The organism is Mycobacterium sp. NPDC050853 (genome assembly GCF_040653875.1).
GTDB lineage: Bacteria > Actinomycetota > Actinomycetes > Mycobacteriales > Mycobacteriaceae > Mycobacterium.
This window is the reverse complement of record NZ_JBFAGW010000005.1, coordinates 274,787-293,036: the sequence shown is the minus strand read 5'-3', so window position 1 is coordinate 293,036 and position 18,250 is coordinate 274,787. Positions and strand designations below refer to the sequence as shown.

Annotated in this window: 17 protein-coding genes and 1 pseudogene; 4 read left to right on the top strand and 14 right to left on the bottom strand. The window is 64.6% G+C overall.

Features of this window, described 5'->3' with window-relative positions:
* The first annotated feature begins 73 nt into the window (after nucleotides 1-73).
* Nucleotides 74-1,300, top strand: a complete 1,227-nt coding sequence (locus AB0H22_RS18345) for an ankyrin repeat domain-containing protein (protein WP_358147902.1) — start codon at nucleotides 74-76, stop codon at nucleotides 1,298-1,300.
* On the opposite strand, the gene AB0H22_RS18340 is transcribed toward AB0H22_RS18345, so the two are convergent.
* The 3 genes from AB0H22_RS18340 to AB0H22_RS18330 are packed head-to-tail and all read right to left on the bottom strand — an operon-like array spanning nucleotide 1,297 to nucleotide 3,978.
* Nucleotides 1,297-2,106 (bottom strand): ABC transporter ATP-binding protein, encoded by an 810-nt coding sequence (locus AB0H22_RS18340; RefSeq protein ID WP_180751318.1) that lies wholly within the window; start codon nucleotides 2,104-2,106, stop codon nucleotides 1,297-1,299. The genes AB0H22_RS18345 and AB0H22_RS18340 overlap by 4 nt on opposite strands.
* The gene (locus AB0H22_RS18335; RefSeq protein ID WP_358147900.1) at nucleotides 2,090-3,118 is read right to left on the bottom strand and encodes a glycine betaine ABC transporter substrate-binding protein; all 1,029 of its coding nucleotides are present in this window, start codon (nucleotides 3,116-3,118) and stop codon (nucleotides 2,090-2,092) included. Before AB0H22_RS18335 ends, AB0H22_RS18340 begins: the two co-directional genes overlap by 17 nt.
* Nucleotides 3,115-3,978: an ABC transporter permease gene (locus AB0H22_RS18330; protein ID WP_358147897.1), complete on the bottom strand. Its 864-nt coding sequence runs from the start codon at nucleotides 3,976-3,978 to the stop codon at nucleotides 3,115-3,117. The genes AB0H22_RS18335 and AB0H22_RS18330 overlap by 4 nt, the downstream gene beginning before the upstream one ends.
* 305 nt (nucleotides 3,979-4,283) lie before the next feature.
* On the opposite strand from AB0H22_RS18330, the gene AB0H22_RS18325 reads away from it, so the two are divergent.
* The gene (locus AB0H22_RS18325) at nucleotides 4,284-4,487 is read left to right on the top strand and encodes a cold-shock protein (RefSeq protein ID WP_180751321.1); all 204 of its coding nucleotides are present in this window, start codon (nucleotides 4,284-4,286) and stop codon (nucleotides 4,485-4,487) included.
* A gap of 392 nt (nucleotides 4,488-4,879) precedes the next feature.
* Entirely contained in the window at nucleotides 4,880-6,991 is a 2,112-nt protein-coding gene (locus AB0H22_RS18320) for a DEAD/DEAH box helicase (RefSeq protein ID WP_358147895.1), read from the top strand.
* A gap of 46 nt (nucleotides 6,992-7,037) precedes the next feature.
* Here the strand turns inward: AB0H22_RS18320 and AB0H22_RS18315 are convergent, their stop codons facing one another.
* From AB0H22_RS18315 to dop, 7 genes are all read right to left on the bottom strand, one after another.
* Nucleotides 7,038-8,243, bottom strand: a complete 1,206-nt coding sequence (locus AB0H22_RS18315) for a hypothetical protein (RefSeq protein ID WP_358147893.1) — start codon at nucleotides 8,241-8,243, stop codon at nucleotides 7,038-7,040.
* Nucleotide 8,244: 1 nt separating this feature from the next.
* Nucleotides 8,245-8,616: a hypothetical protein gene (locus AB0H22_RS18310; protein WP_180751324.1), complete on the bottom strand. Its 372-nt coding sequence runs from the start codon at nucleotides 8,614-8,616 to the stop codon at nucleotides 8,245-8,247.
* A 74-nt stretch (nucleotides 8,617-8,690) separates the two neighbouring features.
* A complete protein-coding gene (locus AB0H22_RS18305; protein ID WP_180751325.1) occupies nucleotides 8,691-9,326 on the bottom strand; it encodes a phosphatase PAP2 family protein in 636 nt (211 codons plus the stop codon).
* Between the two features lie 5 nt (nucleotides 9,327-9,331).
* Complete coding sequence (gene prcA / locus AB0H22_RS18300; protein ID WP_358147890.1) at nucleotides 9,332-10,144, bottom strand: proteasome subunit alpha; 813 nt, start codon at nucleotides 10,142-10,144, stop codon at nucleotides 9,332-9,334.
* A complete protein-coding gene (prcB, locus tag AB0H22_RS18295) occupies nucleotides 10,141-11,025 on the bottom strand; it encodes a proteasome subunit beta (protein WP_358147888.1) in 885 nt (294 codons plus the stop codon). Before prcB ends, prcA begins: the two co-directional genes overlap by 4 nt.
* Nucleotides 11,022-11,216, bottom strand: a complete 195-nt coding sequence (locus tag AB0H22_RS18290; RefSeq protein ID WP_030095612.1) for a ubiquitin-like protein Pup — start codon at nucleotides 11,214-11,216, stop codon at nucleotides 11,022-11,024. The genes prcB and AB0H22_RS18290 overlap by 4 nt, the downstream gene beginning before the upstream one ends.
* 113 nt (nucleotides 11,217-11,329) lie before the next feature.
* Complete coding sequence (gene dop / locus AB0H22_RS18285; protein WP_180751328.1) at nucleotides 11,330-12,826, bottom strand: depupylase/deamidase Dop; 1,497 nt, start codon at nucleotides 12,824-12,826, stop codon at nucleotides 11,330-11,332.
* 92 nt (nucleotides 12,827-12,918) lie between these two features.
* On the opposite strand from dop, the pseudogene AB0H22_RS18280 reads away from it, so the two are divergent.
* Nucleotides 12,919-13,742: pseudogene (locus tag AB0H22_RS18280) on the top strand (class I SAM-dependent methyltransferase).
* Between the two features lie 78 nt (nucleotides 13,743-13,820).
* Here AB0H22_RS18280 and AB0H22_RS18275 read toward each other — a convergent pair.
* From AB0H22_RS18275 to AB0H22_RS18260, 4 genes are read right to left on the bottom strand one after another with little or no spacing between them, the layout of a single operon-like run.
* Complete coding sequence (locus AB0H22_RS18275) at nucleotides 13,821-14,867, bottom strand: aminotransferase class I/II-fold pyridoxal phosphate-dependent enzyme (protein ID WP_180751330.1); 1,047 nt, start codon at nucleotides 14,865-14,867, stop codon at nucleotides 13,821-13,823.
* A complete protein-coding gene (locus tag AB0H22_RS18270; protein WP_358147882.1) occupies nucleotides 14,846-15,859 on the bottom strand; it encodes a 3-oxoacyl-[acyl-carrier-protein] synthase III C-terminal domain-containing protein in 1,014 nt (337 codons plus the stop codon). Before AB0H22_RS18270 ends, AB0H22_RS18275 begins: the two co-directional genes overlap by 22 nt.
* Nucleotides 15,856-16,515 (bottom strand): SRPBCC family protein, encoded by a 660-nt coding sequence (locus AB0H22_RS18265; RefSeq protein WP_180751584.1) that lies wholly within the window; start codon nucleotides 16,513-16,515, stop codon nucleotides 15,856-15,858. Before AB0H22_RS18265 ends, AB0H22_RS18270 begins: the two co-directional genes overlap by 4 nt.
* Nucleotides 16,502-18,190 (bottom strand): thiamine pyrophosphate-binding protein, encoded by a 1,689-nt coding sequence (locus AB0H22_RS18260; protein ID WP_180751583.1) that lies wholly within the window; start codon nucleotides 18,188-18,190, stop codon nucleotides 16,502-16,504. Before AB0H22_RS18260 ends, AB0H22_RS18265 begins: the two co-directional genes overlap by 14 nt.
* Nucleotides 18,191-18,250: the final 60 nt, after the last annotated feature.

The following is an 18,250-nucleotide window of genomic DNA, read 5'->3' as shown; positions in this document are numbered from 1 at the left end:
GTGCCACTGGAAGGTTCATCGACCTCTTCTCGGCCTGGTCTCGCGGACATCGGGCTTACGAGAGGAGGCCGTCATGGCCAGCACCCTTCCCACCAATCCGTCACTCGATCGGCTTCGTGATGATGCGCGCAGACTTCAGCGCGCGGTCCGAGCCGCGGACCCCGAGGCGATCGGCACGGTGCGTCAGTACCATCCACGCCCCGATATCGCATTGGCAGGTGAGCAATTCGCGTTACATGATGCCCAGTTGACGGTCGCGCGCCGATACGGGTTCACCGGCTGGGCCACGCTCGTGCACTATCTGGAGCTCGCGGCCGCACTCAGCACCGATCCGAGCGCGGTGAACGAAGCCGCTCTCGATTCCGCCGACCGGTTCTGTGCCCTCACCTCACTGCGGTATGACGAGAACGATGCGCCGCCGCGCTGGCAGGCGGCAGCAGATCTTCTCGCCGCAGATCCTGCTCTGGTGAACCGGCATGTGTGGGCCGCCGCGGCTGCCGCCGATCCGGCCGCGCTCACCCGACATCTGGCTGCGAGACCGACGTTGGCGACAACCAGCGGTGGTCCGTACCAATGGCTTCCGCTGATCTACCTGTGCTATGGCCGTGCACCCCTGCGGCGCACCGCGCAGGAGGTGCTGTCTGCTGCGCACCTTCTTCTCGATGCCGGCGCCGACCCGAACTCGGGATACCTGTGGCGCGGATTGTCCACCCCATTCACCGCGTTGACCGGAGTGTTCGGTGAGGGAGAGCAGGGCCCGGGGCGCCAGCCCCGCCATCCCTTCGCCGATCAGCTGGCCACCCTGCTGCTGGAGCGGGGTGCGCATCCAGTGGATCAGCAGACCCTCTACAACAGGATGTTCCGTCCCGACGATGCGCATCTGGAGCTGTTGTTCGCCCACGGGTTGGCCGATACCGACGCGAGCCCGTGGGAGCGCCGTCTAGGCGAGGCCATGGAGACCCGCGACCAGATGTGGCGACGGCAGGTCGACTGGGCGGCCGAGCACGGGTTCGCAGACCGGCTGGAGTTGCTTGCTCGGCACGGAATTGACACCACGGGAGCCACTCTCGTGGCGTCCTCCTTCCCCACCGATGTCAATGCCCGCGACGAAGAGGGTGCGACACCGCTGCATCAGGCGGCCTGGGCCGGTGATCTCGCGCTGATTCGCAGGCTCCTGGAAGTGGGGGCCGACCGCTCAATCACCGATACCCGATTCGGATCGACACCACGGGAATGGGCCGAGCACGCCTACCAGAACGAGGCCGCGGAGCTCTTGCGGGAGTATCGGGAAACAACCTAAGCCGCTGCGGACTTCACAGCCTTGCCCACCTCGGTGCGCAGTTCCGCGTACTCGGGCGAGCGGCGCAGGTCGTCGGGGTCGATACCGGTTCGGGGCAGCTCCACCGGAATATCCAGTGCCACTTGGCCGGGACGGCGGGTCAGCACCACGATGCGCGATCCGAGGAAGGCGGCCTCGTCGGCGCTGTGCGTGACGAATACCGTGGTGCGGCCCGACTCGGCACTCACCTGGCGGACGTCCTCTTGGAGGCGTTCCCGGGTGAGTGCGTCGAGCGCCGCGAATGGCTCGTCGAGCAGAAACAGCGGGGTCTCCGCCGCGAGGGCGCGGGCAATGGCCACTCGTTGCTGCTGGCCGCCACTGATCTCCCAAATGCGTCGGCCCGCAGTGCCTTCCAGCCCGACTCGGGTCAGCAGCTGGTCACGGCGTTGCGCCCACCGCTCGCGGGGCACCTTCGCGTACTTCAGGGCGAGCTCGATGTTTCCTCCGACGGTGCGCCAGGGAAACAGGCGTGGCTGCTGGAACACCACTCCCGAGGTGATGCCCGGTGTGGGCGCGCCGCCGGCCACCTGCACGGCGCCTTCACTCGGCGACTCGAATCCGGCAAGCAGCCGCAGCAGGGTGCTCTTGCCGCAGCCCGACGCCCCCACCAACACCAGGAATGTCCCCGGATCGACGGTCAGGTCGACCGGGCCCAGCGCCGTCGTCCTGGCTGCGCCGCTGCCGTAGCGGTGGGTAACGCCGCTGATCCGTATCGATCCGGTGTTCCGTTCCTCGACAGCGGTTTCCACATCATCGACTAATGACACCGGGTAGGCCCTTCGTGTAGATGGCGTTCTCGAACGTCGTCAGCGGCGCTGCCGCGGGGATCTGTTTCTGGTCGGCCAGGAACCGCGAGGCGCTCTCTAAGTCTACGGCGATGTGTCCCGGCTTTCCTTCCCCACCAATCCATTTCGGTGAGGCGATCTCTTCCGGAGTGAGGTAGATCCCCTGCTTGAGCTGTCCGGCCACCTCCTGTGGGGTGAGCCCGTTCCCGGCTGCGATCGCCTTGGCTGCCGTACTGGGATCGTCGCGGATGAGTCTCAGTGCCCGCGCCTGCTGCTGGCGCCACACGTCGACAACCTCGGGATGTGCGTCGGCGAAGGCGTTGGATACCGCGGCGAGGTCGAGGGTGGGCCTACCTCCCACGACCAGCTGTCGGCTGGTGATCAGATCTCTGCCGTTTTTGCGCACCTGGTCAACCGTGGGCAGCCAGGTGTAGACGGCGTCGACGTCACCACGGTCGAAGGCGGCCAGCGCGGCCTGCGGCTGCAGGTCCACCAGCTGAACATCCTTCGCCGACAATCCGTTCTGTGCCAACGCGGCCAGCAGACTGTAATGCGCGGTGGAGGCGAACGGGGTACCGATGCGCTTGCCCTTGAGGCCGGCGATCGTCGTGACACCGCTGCGATTACTCGCCACCAGCGCCTCGTTGTCTCCGGCCACATCGAGGATGAAGGCCACCCGGTAGGGGATGTTCAACGGGGCCGACAACCCCCGCGCGAAGGGACTCGAACCCAACGCTCCGAAGTCCAGTTCTCGGGCGATGAATGCCGTGTTGATATCGGCGCCGGAGTCGAAACGTGTCCACTTGATGTTGTATTCGGGCAATGCCGTTTCCAGCCAACGGTTTTGCTTGACCACAAGGTCACCGCTGGGGAAGTTCTGGTAACCGATCCGGATCGTCGGCTTGCCGTCCTGCAGGCCCGAGTGGTCGATGGCGCACCCCGATAGGGCCCCGATCGTGACCATCAGCGCCGCCGCGATTCGGCCCAGTCTCATATCTTGCCTCTCCACGGCACCGCACGGTGCTCGACCGCGCGCAGGATCGCGTCGATGACCAAGCCCGAGATCCCGATCGAGAAGATTCCGACAAGCACCACCGGGGTGTTGTTGTAGTTACTGGCGTCCTTCACGAGGCCGCCGATACCGGGTATGCCGTTGAAGAGCTCAGCGGCCACCACCGACGAGTACGCCATGCCGACCGCGAGGCGCACGCCGGTGAAGGTTTCGGGCAGCGCCGAGGGGACGACGACGTCACGGACCACCTGCCAGCGGGTGGCGCCCAGCGCGCGGGCGGCCTCCACCAGGCCCACCGGGGCGGCGACCACGGCGGCCGTGGTGGCGACGGCAGCGGGCGGCAGTGCTGCCAGTGCCAGCAGGGTGATCTTGGGGGCCTCGTCGATACCGAGCCAGATGACCAACAGGAAGAAGTACGCCAGCGGCGGCAGTGTGCGCAGGAAGGTCAGCCAGGGTTCGAGCACACTGCGCACCCAGCCGATCGACCCCATGACCAGACCCAGCAGTACACCACCGGTGACACCGATGACGACGCCGAAAAACAAGCGGCGCAACGTCATATACAGGTGCTCCCACAACAGGTAGCCGCCGTAGCCGCGCACGTTGTCGTGGGTGGTGGACACCTCGATGAACGCGTTCCAGATGCTGCTCGGATACGGCACAAAGGTCTGATTCCAGATGCCGCTTACCGCCGCCAGCTGCCAAAGGCCGAAGAAGACGATCACCGACAGCAGCGGCAGGGCGGCATTGGTCAACCGGCGGCGCCATTGTGACGGACGCGCAACATCTTCCGCCGTTTCAGCGGAAGACTCATCGGGAACGACGTCGACGAAAACAGACACTATGCAAACGGCTTTCTGTGGCTAGGCGCGACGGGACGGCGTCAGGCGACAGCAGCAATCAGCGGACAGTGTCGAAGGCACCCGATATTGGTACCGGCGCAAACCCAAGCCCTCAAGGGTCCGGCTCAGCACGAACGAAACCCATGTCGCGGAGGTGGCCCCTCATCAAGGCGCGCCTGCCCGGCATCTACGAACACTGCTGACCGGTCTACCTCCAATTAGCATTACCGGCCGGGTAAACCGGGTACACTGCATCGCGAATGTGTTCTGCATTCGCGAAAGTAAACGAAAGAAGTACAAGAAATATGACTCAAGGAACCGTGAAATGGTTCAACGGGGAAAAGGGCTTCGGCTTCATCTCTCCCGATGACGGCAGTGCGGACGTCTTCGTCCACTACTCCGAGATCCAGGGCGGTGGTTTTCGCTCGCTAGAGGAGAACCAGCGGGTTCAGTTCGAGGTAGGACAGGGCGCCAAGGGCCCCCAGGCCACCGGAGTGACCGCGGTCTGATCTTTACGCGATCCATGGGTCGGCAAGAGACTATCTTTTGCCGGCCCATGGATCGTTAGGGTCGGCAAGTCAAGCCGAAAGGCCACCTGGCCGACACCCAACAACCATGCCGACGAGCTCGTCGTCGGAGCGCTTTAAGGCCCCCGCCCTCGATGCGGTGCGTTGCCTGCTGCTGCTGGCGAATCGATCACCTGCATGCACCGCAAGCGGTTATCACGCCATATATCAATCGTTTTCGCGGTTTCTGCGCGATTGTCCCGTCACGCACAACACCTTCTTCGTCGACGTTAGTTCCCTGGTGCGCCTGGACCGGTTTTGCCGTACTGCCGCCCGTCGGCCATCCCTTATAGGTTGCGACCAACCGGTAACCGAACACGAGGGGGATCTGGATCATGAGCCAACGACTCAGCGGGGCCAGGGCGGATCAGGCTCGCGAGGTGATAGCGGCGCTGGCCGGTCCCGGTGCGATGCTGCGAGAAGATCAAGAAACCGCGGTGGCAGCGCTATTGGAGCCCGCAGCTCGGGTGCTGGTGGTCCAAGCCACAGGATGGGGCAAATCCGCGGTGTATTGGGTCGCGACAGCGATCCGACGCGCCGAGGGCTCCGGACCGGCACTGATCGTCTCGCCGCTGTTGTCTCTGATGCGCGATCAGGTCGCCGCCGCCGCTCGGGCAGGGCTGCGAGCCGCAACTCTCAACTCGTCCAATTTCGACGACTGGAGTGCGATCGAAGCGCAGATCGTGGCTGGCGACATCGACGTGCTGCTGGTGTCACCGGAACGGCTGGCTAACCCGTCGTTTGGCCGGAGGGTGCTTTCGGCACTCGAAGGCTCCATGGGACTGCTCGTCATCGACGAGGCGCATGCGGTGTCGGACTGGGGACACGATTTTCGTCCCGACTACCGCCGGGTGTCCGACGTGCTCACCCGGATGAACCCGCAGACGCCGGTACTCGCCACCACTGCCACCGCGAACGCGCGGGTCACCGATGACGTGGCCACCCAGCTTGGGGACGCCACCCTTGTCCTCCGCGGACCGCTAGCCCGCCGGTCATTGCAGCTCAACGTGTTGCCACCGATGTCGCCGCTGGCACGTTATGCCTGGGTCGCTCAGCACCTGGATGAGTTACCAGGGTCGGGCATCGTCTACGTACTCACTGTGGCCGATGCGCAACGTCTAGTGGACGGCATCCACGCAGTACACCCACAGGCGAAAGTCGCTGCGTACACCGGTCAGCTCGATGCGGACACTCGAGCTCGGCTAGAGGACGCGTTACGTGACAACCGGATCAAGGCGCTGATCGCCACTTCTGCCCTGGGGATGGGCTTCGACAAGCCCGACCTCGGGTTCGTAGTCCACATCGGCTCGCCGCCGTCACCAGTCGGCTACTACCAGCAGGTGGGGCGCGCCGGCCGTGCCATCGACCACGCGGCGGTCGTACTGCTCCCATCGGAGTCCGATGCCGGTATATGGGACTACTTCACCACCGCTTCGATTCCAGATCCCCAACAGATGGGCACAGTTCTCACTGCTCTCGCCGCTGAGACGCGCGACGGTGCGGAATCGGTATCGGTAAACGCACTCGAGGCCAAGACCGGTATTCGGCGCACACGAATCGAGCTCATGGTCAAACAGCTCGCCGTCGACGGCGCAGTGGAACGGGTCGACGGTGGTTGGCAATCCACCAGTAGCCCTTGGCGTTTCGACGCTGAGCACTATGACGGCATCATCGCCACTCGCCGCCGCGAGGCTGACATCATGAAGGCCTACACGCGAGGCGAACGCTGCCTCATGCAGCTGCTCACAGAATCACTCGACGATCCGCAGGCCGCATCTTGTGGACGCTGCTCGGTGTGCCTCGGGCGGACACCCGATGGGCTTGGACTGCCGGTGCCCGCTGAGCTGATGCAGAGTGTCGCCGCCACCCTGCGCACCAACTCCACAGTGCTTGAACCCCGAAAGATGTGGCCTGGCGGAGAGTTCGGTACCCGCGGCAAGATTCCAGTGGACCTGCTCGCCAAGCCTGGCCGCGTGCTGGTCCACGCCGACGCTGCGGAATGGAGCGGGGTGATCACCGCTGCAGTTGCAGACGAGCCAGAGGCGATCGAGGCTCTGGCCCAGGCCGCGGTCTCCACTCTCGCTCGATGGCGCGACGAATGGGTCGCCCGCCCCGAGATCGCGGTGTCGCTGCAGCTGACCGGGGCGTCTAATCCGGTGCAGCCGGTAACCGACCGAATTGCCACGGTCGGTCGTCTGCGACAAGCGGTGATGCCAGTGGCTGCGGGCAAGGCTCCTAACCGAGATTCATCAGGCGGGGAGGAGGCCGCCTACTGGCGTGATGCGATCGGCGTGGACGACTCACTGCGGGACGCGATCAGGGGCCGATGTGTGCTGCTCGTCGCAGACTCGACGTCTACCCGGTGGCCCGTCACCGTGGCCGCCGCTCATCTGCGGCAGGCCGGAGCGCAAGCGGTGCTGCCACTGCTCATTCATCACCCAGCCTGACTGAAACCGCTGGAATCGCAAATAACCAAGCCCTCAGGGGGCCGACTCAGCGCGAACGAAACCCACGTCGCGGAGGTGGCCCGATATCGTCGTCATCGTCATCTAAGCTGCCCTGCCACAGCCCGATGACCGGGGCCGACCCCTTGGGCAGCTCCCCGAGCAGCTCGCGGGTGTTATCGCGATTGACCAGGTATGGCGAGCTGTAATGCTCGTTTTCATCGCCGCGCCGCTGTCCTGCGGGTGGCGGATACATACCCATCATCGGCATCATTGCGCCCTGCGACCGCGTGGTAGCTCCCGCTCCGACCCCGCCCGCAGTCGCCACCGTGGGTCCCGCACCGACTGAGGGCATCCGGTCAGCAGAAAGCGGCTGTCGACTGGTGGGTGTCTCGGATTCGAACCCGGCACTGCGGGTTGGGTTCTCGTGCCAGAGCGGATCACGCATCCAGTTTTGGCCCGCGTAAACGTCGTCTTCGCCGAGCTCGTCGACCCCCAGTCCTGATTCAAAACCCTTCTCCCGGAATGGACTACCCGGTAGACCCGCCATCGTGAGCGGTATCGGCAGAGGTATGCCGATATTGCCTTGGGGCGCCGGCTGCTGCGAATTCGGCTCCGGCTGTCCCAGCCCCCACCGCGACAGGAAATCCTCAGCCCGCCCGGCCTGCTCGCCGTGCTCGTTCTCGGGCCGGTCGACAACGGTCGACCGCTCCGCATCCGCACCGGAATCGAACAGCAGTCGGTCCCGTGGGCCGGTCAGCTTGGCGACCGCGTTACCGGCCTGCACCGCCGGGCCGCTGTACATGGTGCGCACATGATTCAATGCCTCTTCCCAGAGGCCGAATTCTTGCGCGAATGAACTTCCCGACCTATACACCTCCCCAAGCTTGCCCACCGGCGTGCGGGCGGACGGGGACGCGATCTTCTGCTGCAATTCGCGCGTCGCCATTGCCAGCACGTCCAGGCCTGCCGACAAGGTATATGCCTGCCTGAGCGCGACACGCGAATTTCCCACATAGGAACGCATGGTGCTCAGCGCTGCCTGTGCGCCCGGGCCGCTCCACCCCTCGCCGATGGTGGCGGTCACATCGTCCAGAAAGCTCGAGAACAGCGAATCGATCTCGCCCAGAATGTCTTTCCACTCACCGGCGATGCGCATGATGTCCTCAGGCGCCATCCGTGCCTGCATGTCCATGATGGCGTCATGGCTCCACTTGTCGCCGAGCCATTCATCGGGCCGTACGGTGCCTGCCATTTCATCGCCCCGCTTTCCGGGAGCGGTCGGCGGAGGTTCTGTCGATATCCAGGTAGGCGTCTTCGATGCGCCGGAACGTCTCGGCGAACTCGGTAAGCAAGGACCGATGTTGTTCGAGTGTGGCGGCCAGCGATCCCGTCGGCGCCGAGACGGTGTCACGCACCACCCGGCCCCACCCCCGGCCCTCCTCGCAATCGCCGAAGATAGCGTGGTTCACGGGCACGAATGCGTCCAGTCGCGCGATGGCGCCCGCAAATGTGCACCGTAGGAGCTCGCAGCGAGTGGCGAGCTCCTCACAGGCGCCATCTGCAAGCCGCAGCGTCGCGACGTCGATGGATGCGGACGACAAGGTTTCCCGGTCGTTGACGGACATGGCAGCTCCTACCTGGCGGAAGCGGGTTCGATATCAGGTAGGACCGCCGATACAGGTGCGCGGTTCCATCAATTTCAGGCTGTGGATAAGTATGGGGCCGCGTATCGCCCGTACACCCATCCCGCCACGATCACGATCACACCGCCCAGCAGCACACCCCCGGTGACATCGGTCAGCCAGTGCACGCCCAGATACAGCCGCGTCAGGGCGACGGCTCCCGTGCCGACGACCGCCGCCACCCACAGCCAGATTCGCGTGGTGCGGCCGCGCCCGTACCCATGGATTACCGCGAGCACCCCCAACACCGAAAGCGTCGTCAACGAATGTCCCGACGGATATGACGGGGATTCCTCCACCACGAGCCGTACGGCGTGTGGTGGACGTTCGGTGCCCACGAGGTGTTTGGTCAGCGGGATCGCGATCCTGGTAGCGATCAAGGTCCCGAAGATCACCAAAGCGGGCAACGGTTTACGCCAGCGCCACCAAAGCACCGCGCCGATGCTGATCCCGAGCGGCCACATGCCGTTGGGGCCCACCACATCGGTGATGAACACCGCGATGGGAGTCAGCCAGTCTCGGCGCCGGCCCAGCATGAACTCCAGCACCGAATGGTCGACGACAGTACCGGCGTGAGCGACGAAGCCCAGCACCACGAAGAGCGCAGCAAGAACCGCACCGGCGATTGCCGGCCGTTGTCGCTCCGAAAGCACTGGAGCTAGCTGTCCTTCGTGTCCTTGGAATCCTTCGAGTCCTTGGTGTCCTTGGAATCACCTGACTCCGGTGCGGGATCGCCGCCGCCCTCTGGCTGCCCCGGCGAGAAATCTTCGGGCAGAAGTGCTTCCAGCGCGACACCCTTGATCCGCCGGAACGCCCGGCGGGGACGGCTCTGTTCGAGAACCGCCACCTCGAGTCCGCCCAATACCCGGCCCTCGGCGGAGCCATTGGCCGAACTTGCCCCGGCCTGCAGTGCCTTCACCGCGAAACCCACCGCATCTTTGAGAGCGGCGCCCTCGGCGTAGCTCTCCTTGAGCGAATTGATCACCGGTTCGGTGATACCGCCCATGACCACCCAATGCGGCTCATCGGCAATCGACCCGTCGTAGGTGATCCGGTACAGCACCGGCGCAGTGTCCTGGTTCTGGTGAGCGACCTCGCCCACACACAGCTCCACCTCGTACGGTTTGGCCTGCTCGTTGAAGATGGTGCCGAGCGCCTCCGCATAGATGTTGGCCAGCTGTCGTCCGCTCACATCGCGACGGTCGTAGGCGTAGCCACGCATATCGGCCCACTGAATGCCTCCACGGCGCAGCCGGTCGAACTCGTTGAACTTTCCGACGGCCGCGAAACCCACACGGTCGTAGACCTCACTGACCTTCTGCAGCGAGTTCGACGGGTTCTCGGCGACAAACAACACTCCGTCGGCGTACGTGAGCGCCACTACCGAACGGCCACGGCCGATTCCCTTGCGTGCGAGCTCCGAACGGTCGCGCATGAGCTGCTCGACCGATGCGTAATACGGAAAGGTCATGCGTCAGCTCCCGAGCCTGATTCACCACGTGCCGCTTCGGTCCGCTTCTCGATGACCTCGCGCGCGATGCGTTCGATATCGGCCTCGGGGACTCGGACCGCTCCCCCGGAATCGATCCGAACGGCCGTCGGAAACACCCGGCGTACCAGATCCGGACCGCCCGTTGCCGAGTCGTCCTCGGCGGCGTCGTACAGCGCCTCCACGGCCACCGCTAGCGCGCCCCACGCGTCGCCGCCAGGCTTGTACAGCTTCTTGATAGATGACTTGGCGAACATCGAGCCCGAGCCCACGGCCTGGTAGCCGTCGCTCTCCACGTGCCAGCCACCCGCGACGTCGAAAGACACGATGCGCCCGGCGGTTTCACTGTTCGAGTCGTCGATGTCGTAACCCACCAACAGGGGCACCGCCACCAGACCCTGCATGGCCGCGGCGAGATTGCCACGCACCAGGGCCGACAGTCGGTTGGCCTTACCGTTGAAGGACAGCTGCACACCTTCGAGCTTCTCGTAGTGCTCCAGCTCGACGGCGTACAACCGCGCGAACTCGACGGCAATGGCAGCGGTTCCCGCGATACCGGTCGCCGAATGGTTGTCGGTGATCTGCACCTTGTCGATATCGCGGTTCGCGATGTAATTGCCCTGGGTCGCGCGTCGGTCACCCGCGATCAGCACCCCACCGCTATACGTCAGCGCCACGATGGTGGTGCCGTGCGGCAGGCCCGAGATCACGTCCCTGTGTTCGATCGCTCCGTGTGCCTTCCCGAGCACCGGAAGTAGCTCCGGGGCCTGGACCCTCAGGTACTCGGAAAACGAGGAAAGGTTCGAGTTACGGAAATGCTGCCCGGCAGATTGGCTGGCGATCGAGTCATCGCGCCAGATCACTGGCCACCCTTTTGGACATATGCCCGCACGAAGTCCTCGGCGTTCTCTTCCAGCACGTCATCGATCTCGTCGAGCAGATCGTCGGTGTCCTCCGCCAGCTTTTCGCGGCGCTCCTGCCCGGCCGGTCCCCCTAGGTCGGTGACATCGTCCTCGTCACCGCCACCACCGCGCTTGGTCTGCTCCTGCGCCATCGCTGCCTCCTGACTCTCACGTCGGTTCTATTTAGCCTACCGGGCAGCTCCGTCACAGCGGCGGCAACGCACCCTGCCGAGACTGGCCAAGACTCGGCGTTCTCCAGAACCTGCTAGGTGGTGAGCTGGTCGACCAGTTCAGCCGCGGAATCCACCGAGTCCAGCAGCGCGCCCACATGGCTCTTGCTGCCGCGCAGCGGCTCCAGGGTTGGAATCCTGACAAGCGAATCCCCGCCCAGGTCGAAGATCACCGAGTCCCAGCTCGCGGCGGCGATATCGGCACCGAATCGGCGCAGGCACTCGCCCCGGAAGTAGGCCCGGGTGTCTACCGGGGGCCGGGTCACCGCATCCAAGACCTGCTGTTCGGTGACCATCCGCTGCATGGACCCGCGGGCAACCAGCCGGTTGTAGAGCCCCTTGTCGAGGCGCACATCGGAGTACTGCAGGTCCACCAGATGCAGGCGCGGCGCGGACCAGCTCAGGTTCTCGCGCTGCCGGAAGCCCTCGAACAGCCGCAGCTTGGCCGGCCAGTCCAGCAGATCGGCGCATTCCATCGGGTCGCGCTCCAGCAGGTCGAGGACCTTGGCCCACACCTCCAGCACATGGGTCGCCTGCGGATCCGGGTCACGCGAGGCCACGAGCTCGGCGACGCGCTCCAGGTAAATGCGTTGTAGCGCAAGCCCTGTCAGCTCGCGGCCATCCGCGAGTGCCACGGTGGCGCGCAACGACGGATCGCGACTGATCACATGCACCGCGTGCACTGGACGCGCCAGCGTGAGATCGGAGAGGTCCGCGCCGGACTCGATGAGGTCGAGCACCAGCGAGGTGGTGCCGACCTTCAGAAATGTCGAGGTTTCGGCCAGGTTGGCGTCCCCGATGATCACGTGCAGGCGGCGGTACTTGTCGGCGTCGGCATGCGGCTCGTCGCGGGTGTTGATGATGCCCCGCTTGAGGGTGGTTTCCAGGCCGACCTCGACCTCGATGTAGTCGGCGCGCTGCGACAGCTGGAAGCCCGCATCGTCACCCGAGGGCCCGATGCCCACGCGACCCGAACCGGTGATGACCTGGCGCGATACGAAGAACGGGGTGAGGCCGGTGATGATCGAGGAGAACGGCGTCTGCCGACTCATCAGGTAGTTCTCGTGCGTGCCGTAGGAGGCACCCTTGCCGTCGATGTTGTTCTTGTACAGCTGCAGCCTGGCGGCACCGGGCACGCTGGCGACGTGGCGGGCGGCGGCCTCCATGACGCGTTCACCGGCCTTATCCCAGATGACGGCGTCCAGCGGGTTGGTGCACTCCGGCGCCGAATACTCGGGATGGGCGTGATCGACATACAGGCGGGCGCCGTTGGTGAGGATCATGTTGGCCGCGCCAACCTCATCGGCGTCCACGATCGGGGCCGGTCCGCTCACCCGGCCCAGGTCGAAACCGCGGGCATCGCGCAGCGGCGACTCCACCTCGTAGTCCCACCGGGTGCGCTTGGCCCGCTGGATCCCGGAGGCCGCGGCGTACGCCAGCACCGCCTGCGTGGAGGTGAGGATCGGGTTGGCGGCGGGGTCCGTGGGCGACGAAATGCCGTACTCAACCTCGGTACCGATGATCCGTTGCATGACGTTCAGCCTAGAGAGGCGAGGCTGAACACCACGCCGGGGACTGTTCAGGCTTCCCGTTTGCGCATCTCACCCGCATTAGCGTCGGGCTCATGAGCCATCCCGAGAAGATTCACGTCGACCTCAGCGGAGCGCCCCAGACGATGCTGGCGACGTTCTACGCCAAGGCGCTCGACGCCGACCTGCACCAACCGATCCTCAACGACGTGTACGCGCGCGACATCGTGGACCGAATCGACTACGACTGGTCTAGGACCACGATCACCGCCGCGCGGTCCCAGCCGTCACGACCAGGTCTGCGCATTTCGACACCTGGGCACGCGCGTTCCTCTCTGCGCACCCCGAAGCCGTTGTGCTACATCTGGGCTGCGGCCTCGATAGCCGATTCTTCCGGCTGCAGCCCGGCCCGGGGGTCGAGTGGTACGACGTCGATTACCCGGACGTGGCGGCACTGCGCAACCAGCTTTACCCCACCTATGAGCACTACCACGTGGTTTCGGCATCGGTCACCGACCCGGGGTGGCTCAACGACATTCCGGGTGACCGCCCGGTGCTGACAATCGGCGAGGGACTCACGATGTATCTCAAAGAGGAGGACGGCGTGGCCCTGTTCCGCCGGATCGTCGATCGTTTTCCCTCCGGGGAACTGCAATTCGACGCGTTCAACTCCCTCGGTATCAAGACGCAATGGTCCAACGCGGTGGTACGCCGCTCGGGCGCCACGCTGCACTGGGGCATCGACGGACCCGACGACATCATCCAGGCCGTACCGCAGCTGCGGCTACTGGAATGGGAGTCGCCCTTCGACTCGTTCAGCTTTCAACGCGTTCCGAAGGCGTATCGCCTTCTCGCCAAGGTGATGTCGCTGTCGAACAAGCTGCGCTATATGGCCCAGTACCACCGCTACTCGTTCTGAGAAGTTGGGGTTAGCCGCGGCAGTCCTTGCCGTTTCGGGGCCGGCAATCGGGGGGACGGATCGCCGCGGCCAACCGGTCTATGACGCCGGTCTGCGCACCTCGGCCGGTGCTGGTCCTCCTTCGCGCAGACGCCGGGCGACAATCGCCATCTCGCGCGGATCGCCGATGGTGAGCCGTACACCCCCATCGGGATAGACCTTCGCGACGACATCGCTGGTCCCCAAAATCGACATCCAATGCTCGCCGTCGTCACGGGCCGGCAGATAGACGAAGTTGGCGTAGCTCTCCGGGGTCTGCGCCCCCACCTCAGCGAGGCGTTTACGGAGCAAATCACGTTCGCGGACAATGGAATCCACGCGGATATTCAGCTCATCCTCGGCCGCGTACGAGGCTGCCACCGCCACCGCCGCCGCCCGGTTCATCCCGAACGGCAACTGGTAGCGCCGGATAACCCCGCACACCGCGGGCGCGGCCAGCCCATAGCCGATCCGCAGGCCCGCCAGCCCGTAGGCCTTCGAGAATGTCCGCAACACAACCAGATTCGGATGCATGGAGATAAGGCGCCGGATATCGAGGTGAGCCTCTTGGTCCACGAACTCGATGTATGCCTCATCGACGATGACGACGGCGGTCCGAGGCGCCTTGTGCACGAATTCGTAGACCTGATCCGCGGGTATCAGCGTTCCGGTCGGATTGTGCGGTCGGCAGAGCACAACGGCGGCGGCATCGGCGTCATATGCCGCCCCCAGCAGCTCGTCGAGATCGGTCATGCCGTTGTCCGCCAGCGGAATCGGCACCTGGATGAGCCCGGCGATATCGGCCAGTATCGGATAGCCATCGAATGTCGGGTGCGCGAACACCAGCGAATCGCCGGGCTGGCACAACGCCTGCAGCACCTGCAGTGCGACGCCGGTGGCGCCGACACCGACCACCACTTCCTCAGGTGTCATACCCACGCGCTCTGCGATCAGATTCGGGAGCACGACGGGCAGAAACTCGGGATACCGGTTCACCTCGGCGATGTCATGCCTGAGCGCATCACGCACCGATGGCAGTGGACGATATGGGTTTTCGTTCAGCGCCAACCGGAGCGGACTCACCGTCACAGGCCCCTCCCGCCCCATCGAATGGCCGCGGCGGCCGCGTAATCGCCGGCATGCGCGAAACCTGCCAGCATCACGGTGTCCCCGGCCTTGATCTGCCCATCGGTGATCGCCTGATCGAACGTGTGCGGAATACCCGCCCCGAAGAGGTTGCCGCACTCGTCAAAGGTGTCGGGGTGCTTCTCCTGAGGCAGTTGCAGGGCATCGCGCCAATTCCGCAGGAAGATCCGGTTCGGCTGATTGGTGACCAGAGCATCCAGATCCGTTGACGGAATGCCGATTCGGTCACAAACGGCCAGCGCAACCTCGGGCACCATCCGGTTACCGCGCGCCAACACCTTGCTGATCTTGTGCTCGGTGAATGCCACCCGCCCTTGTCCCGCTCCGGCCTCCCAGTACTTGCGATGGGGTGTCACCGCGTAGGTCATGTCTCCGGCGTACTCGCCGAAATTCCGGGTTTCGATGCCCAACACCGGGGAATCCCCCTCGCGGGTGATGAGGGCTGCGGTGGCGCCGTCGCCCGGTATCGAGGCCTGCGCGGTGGATCGCACCTGGTCTTGCACGAAGATCTGACCCGCCGCATTCTGCATGTTGACCAGGAGGGCCGACCGAGCGCCGGATGTCGCCATGAGCTGTTGCGCAAGCTTGAGCATCAGGACGAACGACACGCAACCGCCGTTGTGCACGTCCAGAATCCACTCTGGGCGGATCTGTAGCCGGTTCGCCACCTCCCCACCGCAGCCCACGAACGGCAGATCGGGCAACTGGGTGTGGGTCAGGAGAATGTCTACTTCGTCCAGCACACCGTCGCCGTGCCGGTCCTTGAGTCCGGCGACCGCACGCTCGGCCATATCGACTGCCGACTCGTCGGCGGCCACGTGGTGTCGGTAGGCCGGGCTGCGGAACATGACGTTCTCGGCCAGGTCATCGTCCTTGGCATACTGCGCGAAATAGTCTGCGCTGACCCGGTTCTCAGGTAGGTAACTGGCGATATCAAAAATACTGACGGTCATTTCATCCACTCCGGAACGATCGGAAGCCCATGGCTGTGGCGGTATTCGGCGATGGCCTTGAGGTTCAACAGCTCCAGCAGATGACCGGCACCGAACATGTCCCAGAAGTCCCCCACCCACGGCTTACGTTCCGGCGGCGCAGTTTCCGGATAGGGATTCTCGTCGTAGAACGGGTGGTGGCAGTTGGTCCACAACACGACGGAACCCGGCTTGTTGAGTACGACCTGTGCGTCGACCACCCGCATGAGGTAGACCATCCACAGATGATCGCCCTGATCCCAAGCGCAGTGATAATCGACGGTTCCCGATTCGGCGTTCGATTCGGTGCGGGTGTAGATGAGTGTGTCCGAACCCAATCGGTCGTGTGCAACCCACAGCCCGGGTTCATCGGTCTGCTCGAAGCCGCGCAGGCTGTAGGTCCACTCCTCCAAGGAACGGGTGTCGGAGAGGTAGCGGTGCAATTCGTCGGGTGGACAGTCCACATACTCCTGCACGGTGCAGAACGGGCCGAACACCTGGTCGTGCGGATACACCGACCGCATCATGTCCATGATGATCGGTGTCGCCTTCGCACGTGGCGAGGTCTCGATCCGGTGCACTCCGGGCAGGGCGTCCTCGGTGCCGGCATCGGCGACGATATCGCTAAGCGCGGGCAAGGCTTTCGTGGCTTCGGTAATCGTTTCGGTCATGCGTTTTCTCCTTAGCGATTGCGGATGACAAGAAGGGCGCGAACGGGGGTATTTCGTCGGTCGAGCAGACGACCTCGACCACGGAAGGGCCGTTGTGAGCCATCGCCGCACACATGGCAGCCTCGAAATCGGCCACCGTTTCGGCCGAACGGCACACCAGGCCGGGGAACATCGCGGCCAGCCCGGCCCCGATATTCGAGGGCGCGAACCGGTTGAAGCTGTACTGCCCGCCGTAGTACAACTGTTCGCGAGTGACACACATGGCATGTGCGTTGTTGTTGACGATGACGAATGTCACCGGCAGTCGATGTTCGATCGCCGTGTGGATCTCCATGCCGTGCATGAAGAATGCGCCATCGCCCGCGACCACCACGGTGCGGCCGGAGCGAGCGAACGCGCAACCGATACCGGCCCCGAAGGCATAACCCATGCCGCCCATCCCGAGGGCGACGACATAGCGCCCGCGGTGCCGAGCTCCCAGGTAGTGCACCGCGGAGGCTCCGGTGTTGCCCGCGTCGACGAAGATATCCGCCCCGGGAGGAATCGCCCGGTCGAGTACGTGCATGACATCGTGGTACCTCACGCCGTCGCCGTCATGCGCTGGCGGTTCGAGATGAGCTGGTGCGTAGAGGGTTTCATTGTACGAGGTATCAACACGTGACGGTAAGGCGGCGGCAAGCCCGGACAACGTCGATGCCAAATCCTCGGTCTGCAGATGCCGGGACGCGATATGCGGTGTCGTCGAACCGATGGACAGCACGGGGGTTGCAGAGAAGTCGAGGCCCCCTCGCGTCATCACGGGCATCGTCGTCCCGATGCACACGCACGTGACGCCGTGGTGCAACACCCTCTCGACGGCGGGGTGCCCCATCACACCGATGACGCCCAATAGCCGTGGATCATCGCTGTCCACAGCGTCTTTGGCATCGGGAGAGACCGCGACAAACGCGTCGAGCCGGTCTACGAGCTCCGCCAGTTCCTCGCGAGCATCATGACGTGCGACCTCCGGCCCTGCCACCACCAGGATCCCGCCGGGCATGTCCGCCAAATGCTCGGCGAAATCGGCCAGCTGGGCCGGTACCGCCCCGGTGCGAACCTGCGGCTCCCGCATCGGCGACGTGGCGGGCATGGGAGCCTGCTGAACATCCTTGGGTATCAGGAGAACCGCAGGTAGACCGTCGCGAATCGCTCCGAAGGCATGGGTGAGCGCATCCGCAATATCTTCGGGCCGGGCCACCCGCGCGCAGAATCCGGAGATCGGGCGGAAAACGGCCTGCAAATCCATGCTTCCCGCGCGGCCACTCCCGTCCTGAAACGCACCATTGCCCTCCAAAGGTCGAGGCGGCTGGCCCACGATCGCTAGGACCGGCACCCCACTGGCGTATGACTCTGCAAGCGCGGGAACAAGATTAACGGCGCCACCACCCGATGTCGCGGCCACCACACTCATCCTCGAGGTGGCACGCGCATAGCCGTCGGCCATCGTGCCCGCCGAAAACTCATGCTTGGCGACAATCGCCTCGAGCCCGGGTGTGTAGTACACCGCATCGTAGAGATCCTCGATATTCGCGCCGTCGACCCCGAAGATGAAGTCGATATCGTGGCGATGCAGCTCCGAGGCGAGCCAATCAACCACTCGCATGTTCCCGTTTCGGGCGCATATCGGCGGGGTCATGACTAGTACACGACTGTCACACGTGAC

What these genes read in the sequence shown, in the direction of transcription:
- AB0H22_RS18345 (WP_358147902.1), top strand. Translation starts at nt 74, where the DNA reads ATGGCCAGCACCCTTCCCACCAATCCGTCACTCGATCGGCTTCGTGAT.
- AB0H22_RS18335 (WP_358147900.1), bottom strand. Translation starts at nt 3,118, where the DNA reads ATGAGACTGGGCCGAATCGCGGCGGCGCTGATGGTCACGATCGGGGCC.
- AB0H22_RS18325 (WP_180751321.1), top strand. Translation starts at nt 4,284, where the DNA reads ATGACTCAAGGAACCGTGAAATGGTTCAACGGGGAAAAGGGCTTCGGC.
- AB0H22_RS18320 (WP_358147895.1), top strand. Translation starts at nt 4,880, where the DNA reads ATGAGCCAACGACTCAGCGGGGCCAGGGCGGATCAGGCTCGCGAGGTG.
- AB0H22_RS18315 (WP_358147893.1), bottom strand. Translation starts at nt 8,243, where the DNA reads ATGGCAGGCACCGTACGGCCCGATGAATGGCTCGGCGACAAGTGGAGC.
- AB0H22_RS18310 (WP_180751324.1), bottom strand. Translation starts at nt 8,616, where the DNA reads ATGTCCGTCAACGACCGGGAAACCTTGTCGTCCGCATCCATCGACGTC.
- prcA (WP_358147890.1), bottom strand. Translation starts at nt 10,144, where the DNA reads ATGACCTTTCCGTATTACGCATCGGTCGAGCAGCTCATGCGCGACCGT.
- AB0H22_RS18290 (WP_030095612.1), bottom strand. Translation starts at nt 11,216, where the DNA reads ATGGCGCAGGAGCAGACCAAGCGCGGTGGTGGCGGTGACGAGGACGAT.
- dop (WP_180751328.1), bottom strand. Translation starts at nt 12,826, where the DNA reads ATGCAACGGATCATCGGTACCGAGGTTGAGTACGGCATTTCGTCGCCC.
- AB0H22_RS18275 (WP_180751330.1), bottom strand. Translation starts at nt 14,867, where the DNA reads ATGGGGCGGGAGGGGCCTGTGACGGTGAGTCCGCTCCGGTTGGCGCTG.
- AB0H22_RS18270 (WP_358147882.1), bottom strand. Translation starts at nt 15,859, where the DNA reads ATGACCGTCAGTATTTTTGATATCGCCAGTTACCTACCTGAGAACCGG.
- AB0H22_RS18260 (WP_180751583.1), bottom strand. Translation starts at nt 18,190, where the DNA reads ATGCGAGTGGTTGATTGGCTCGCCTCGGAGCTGCATCGCCACGATATC.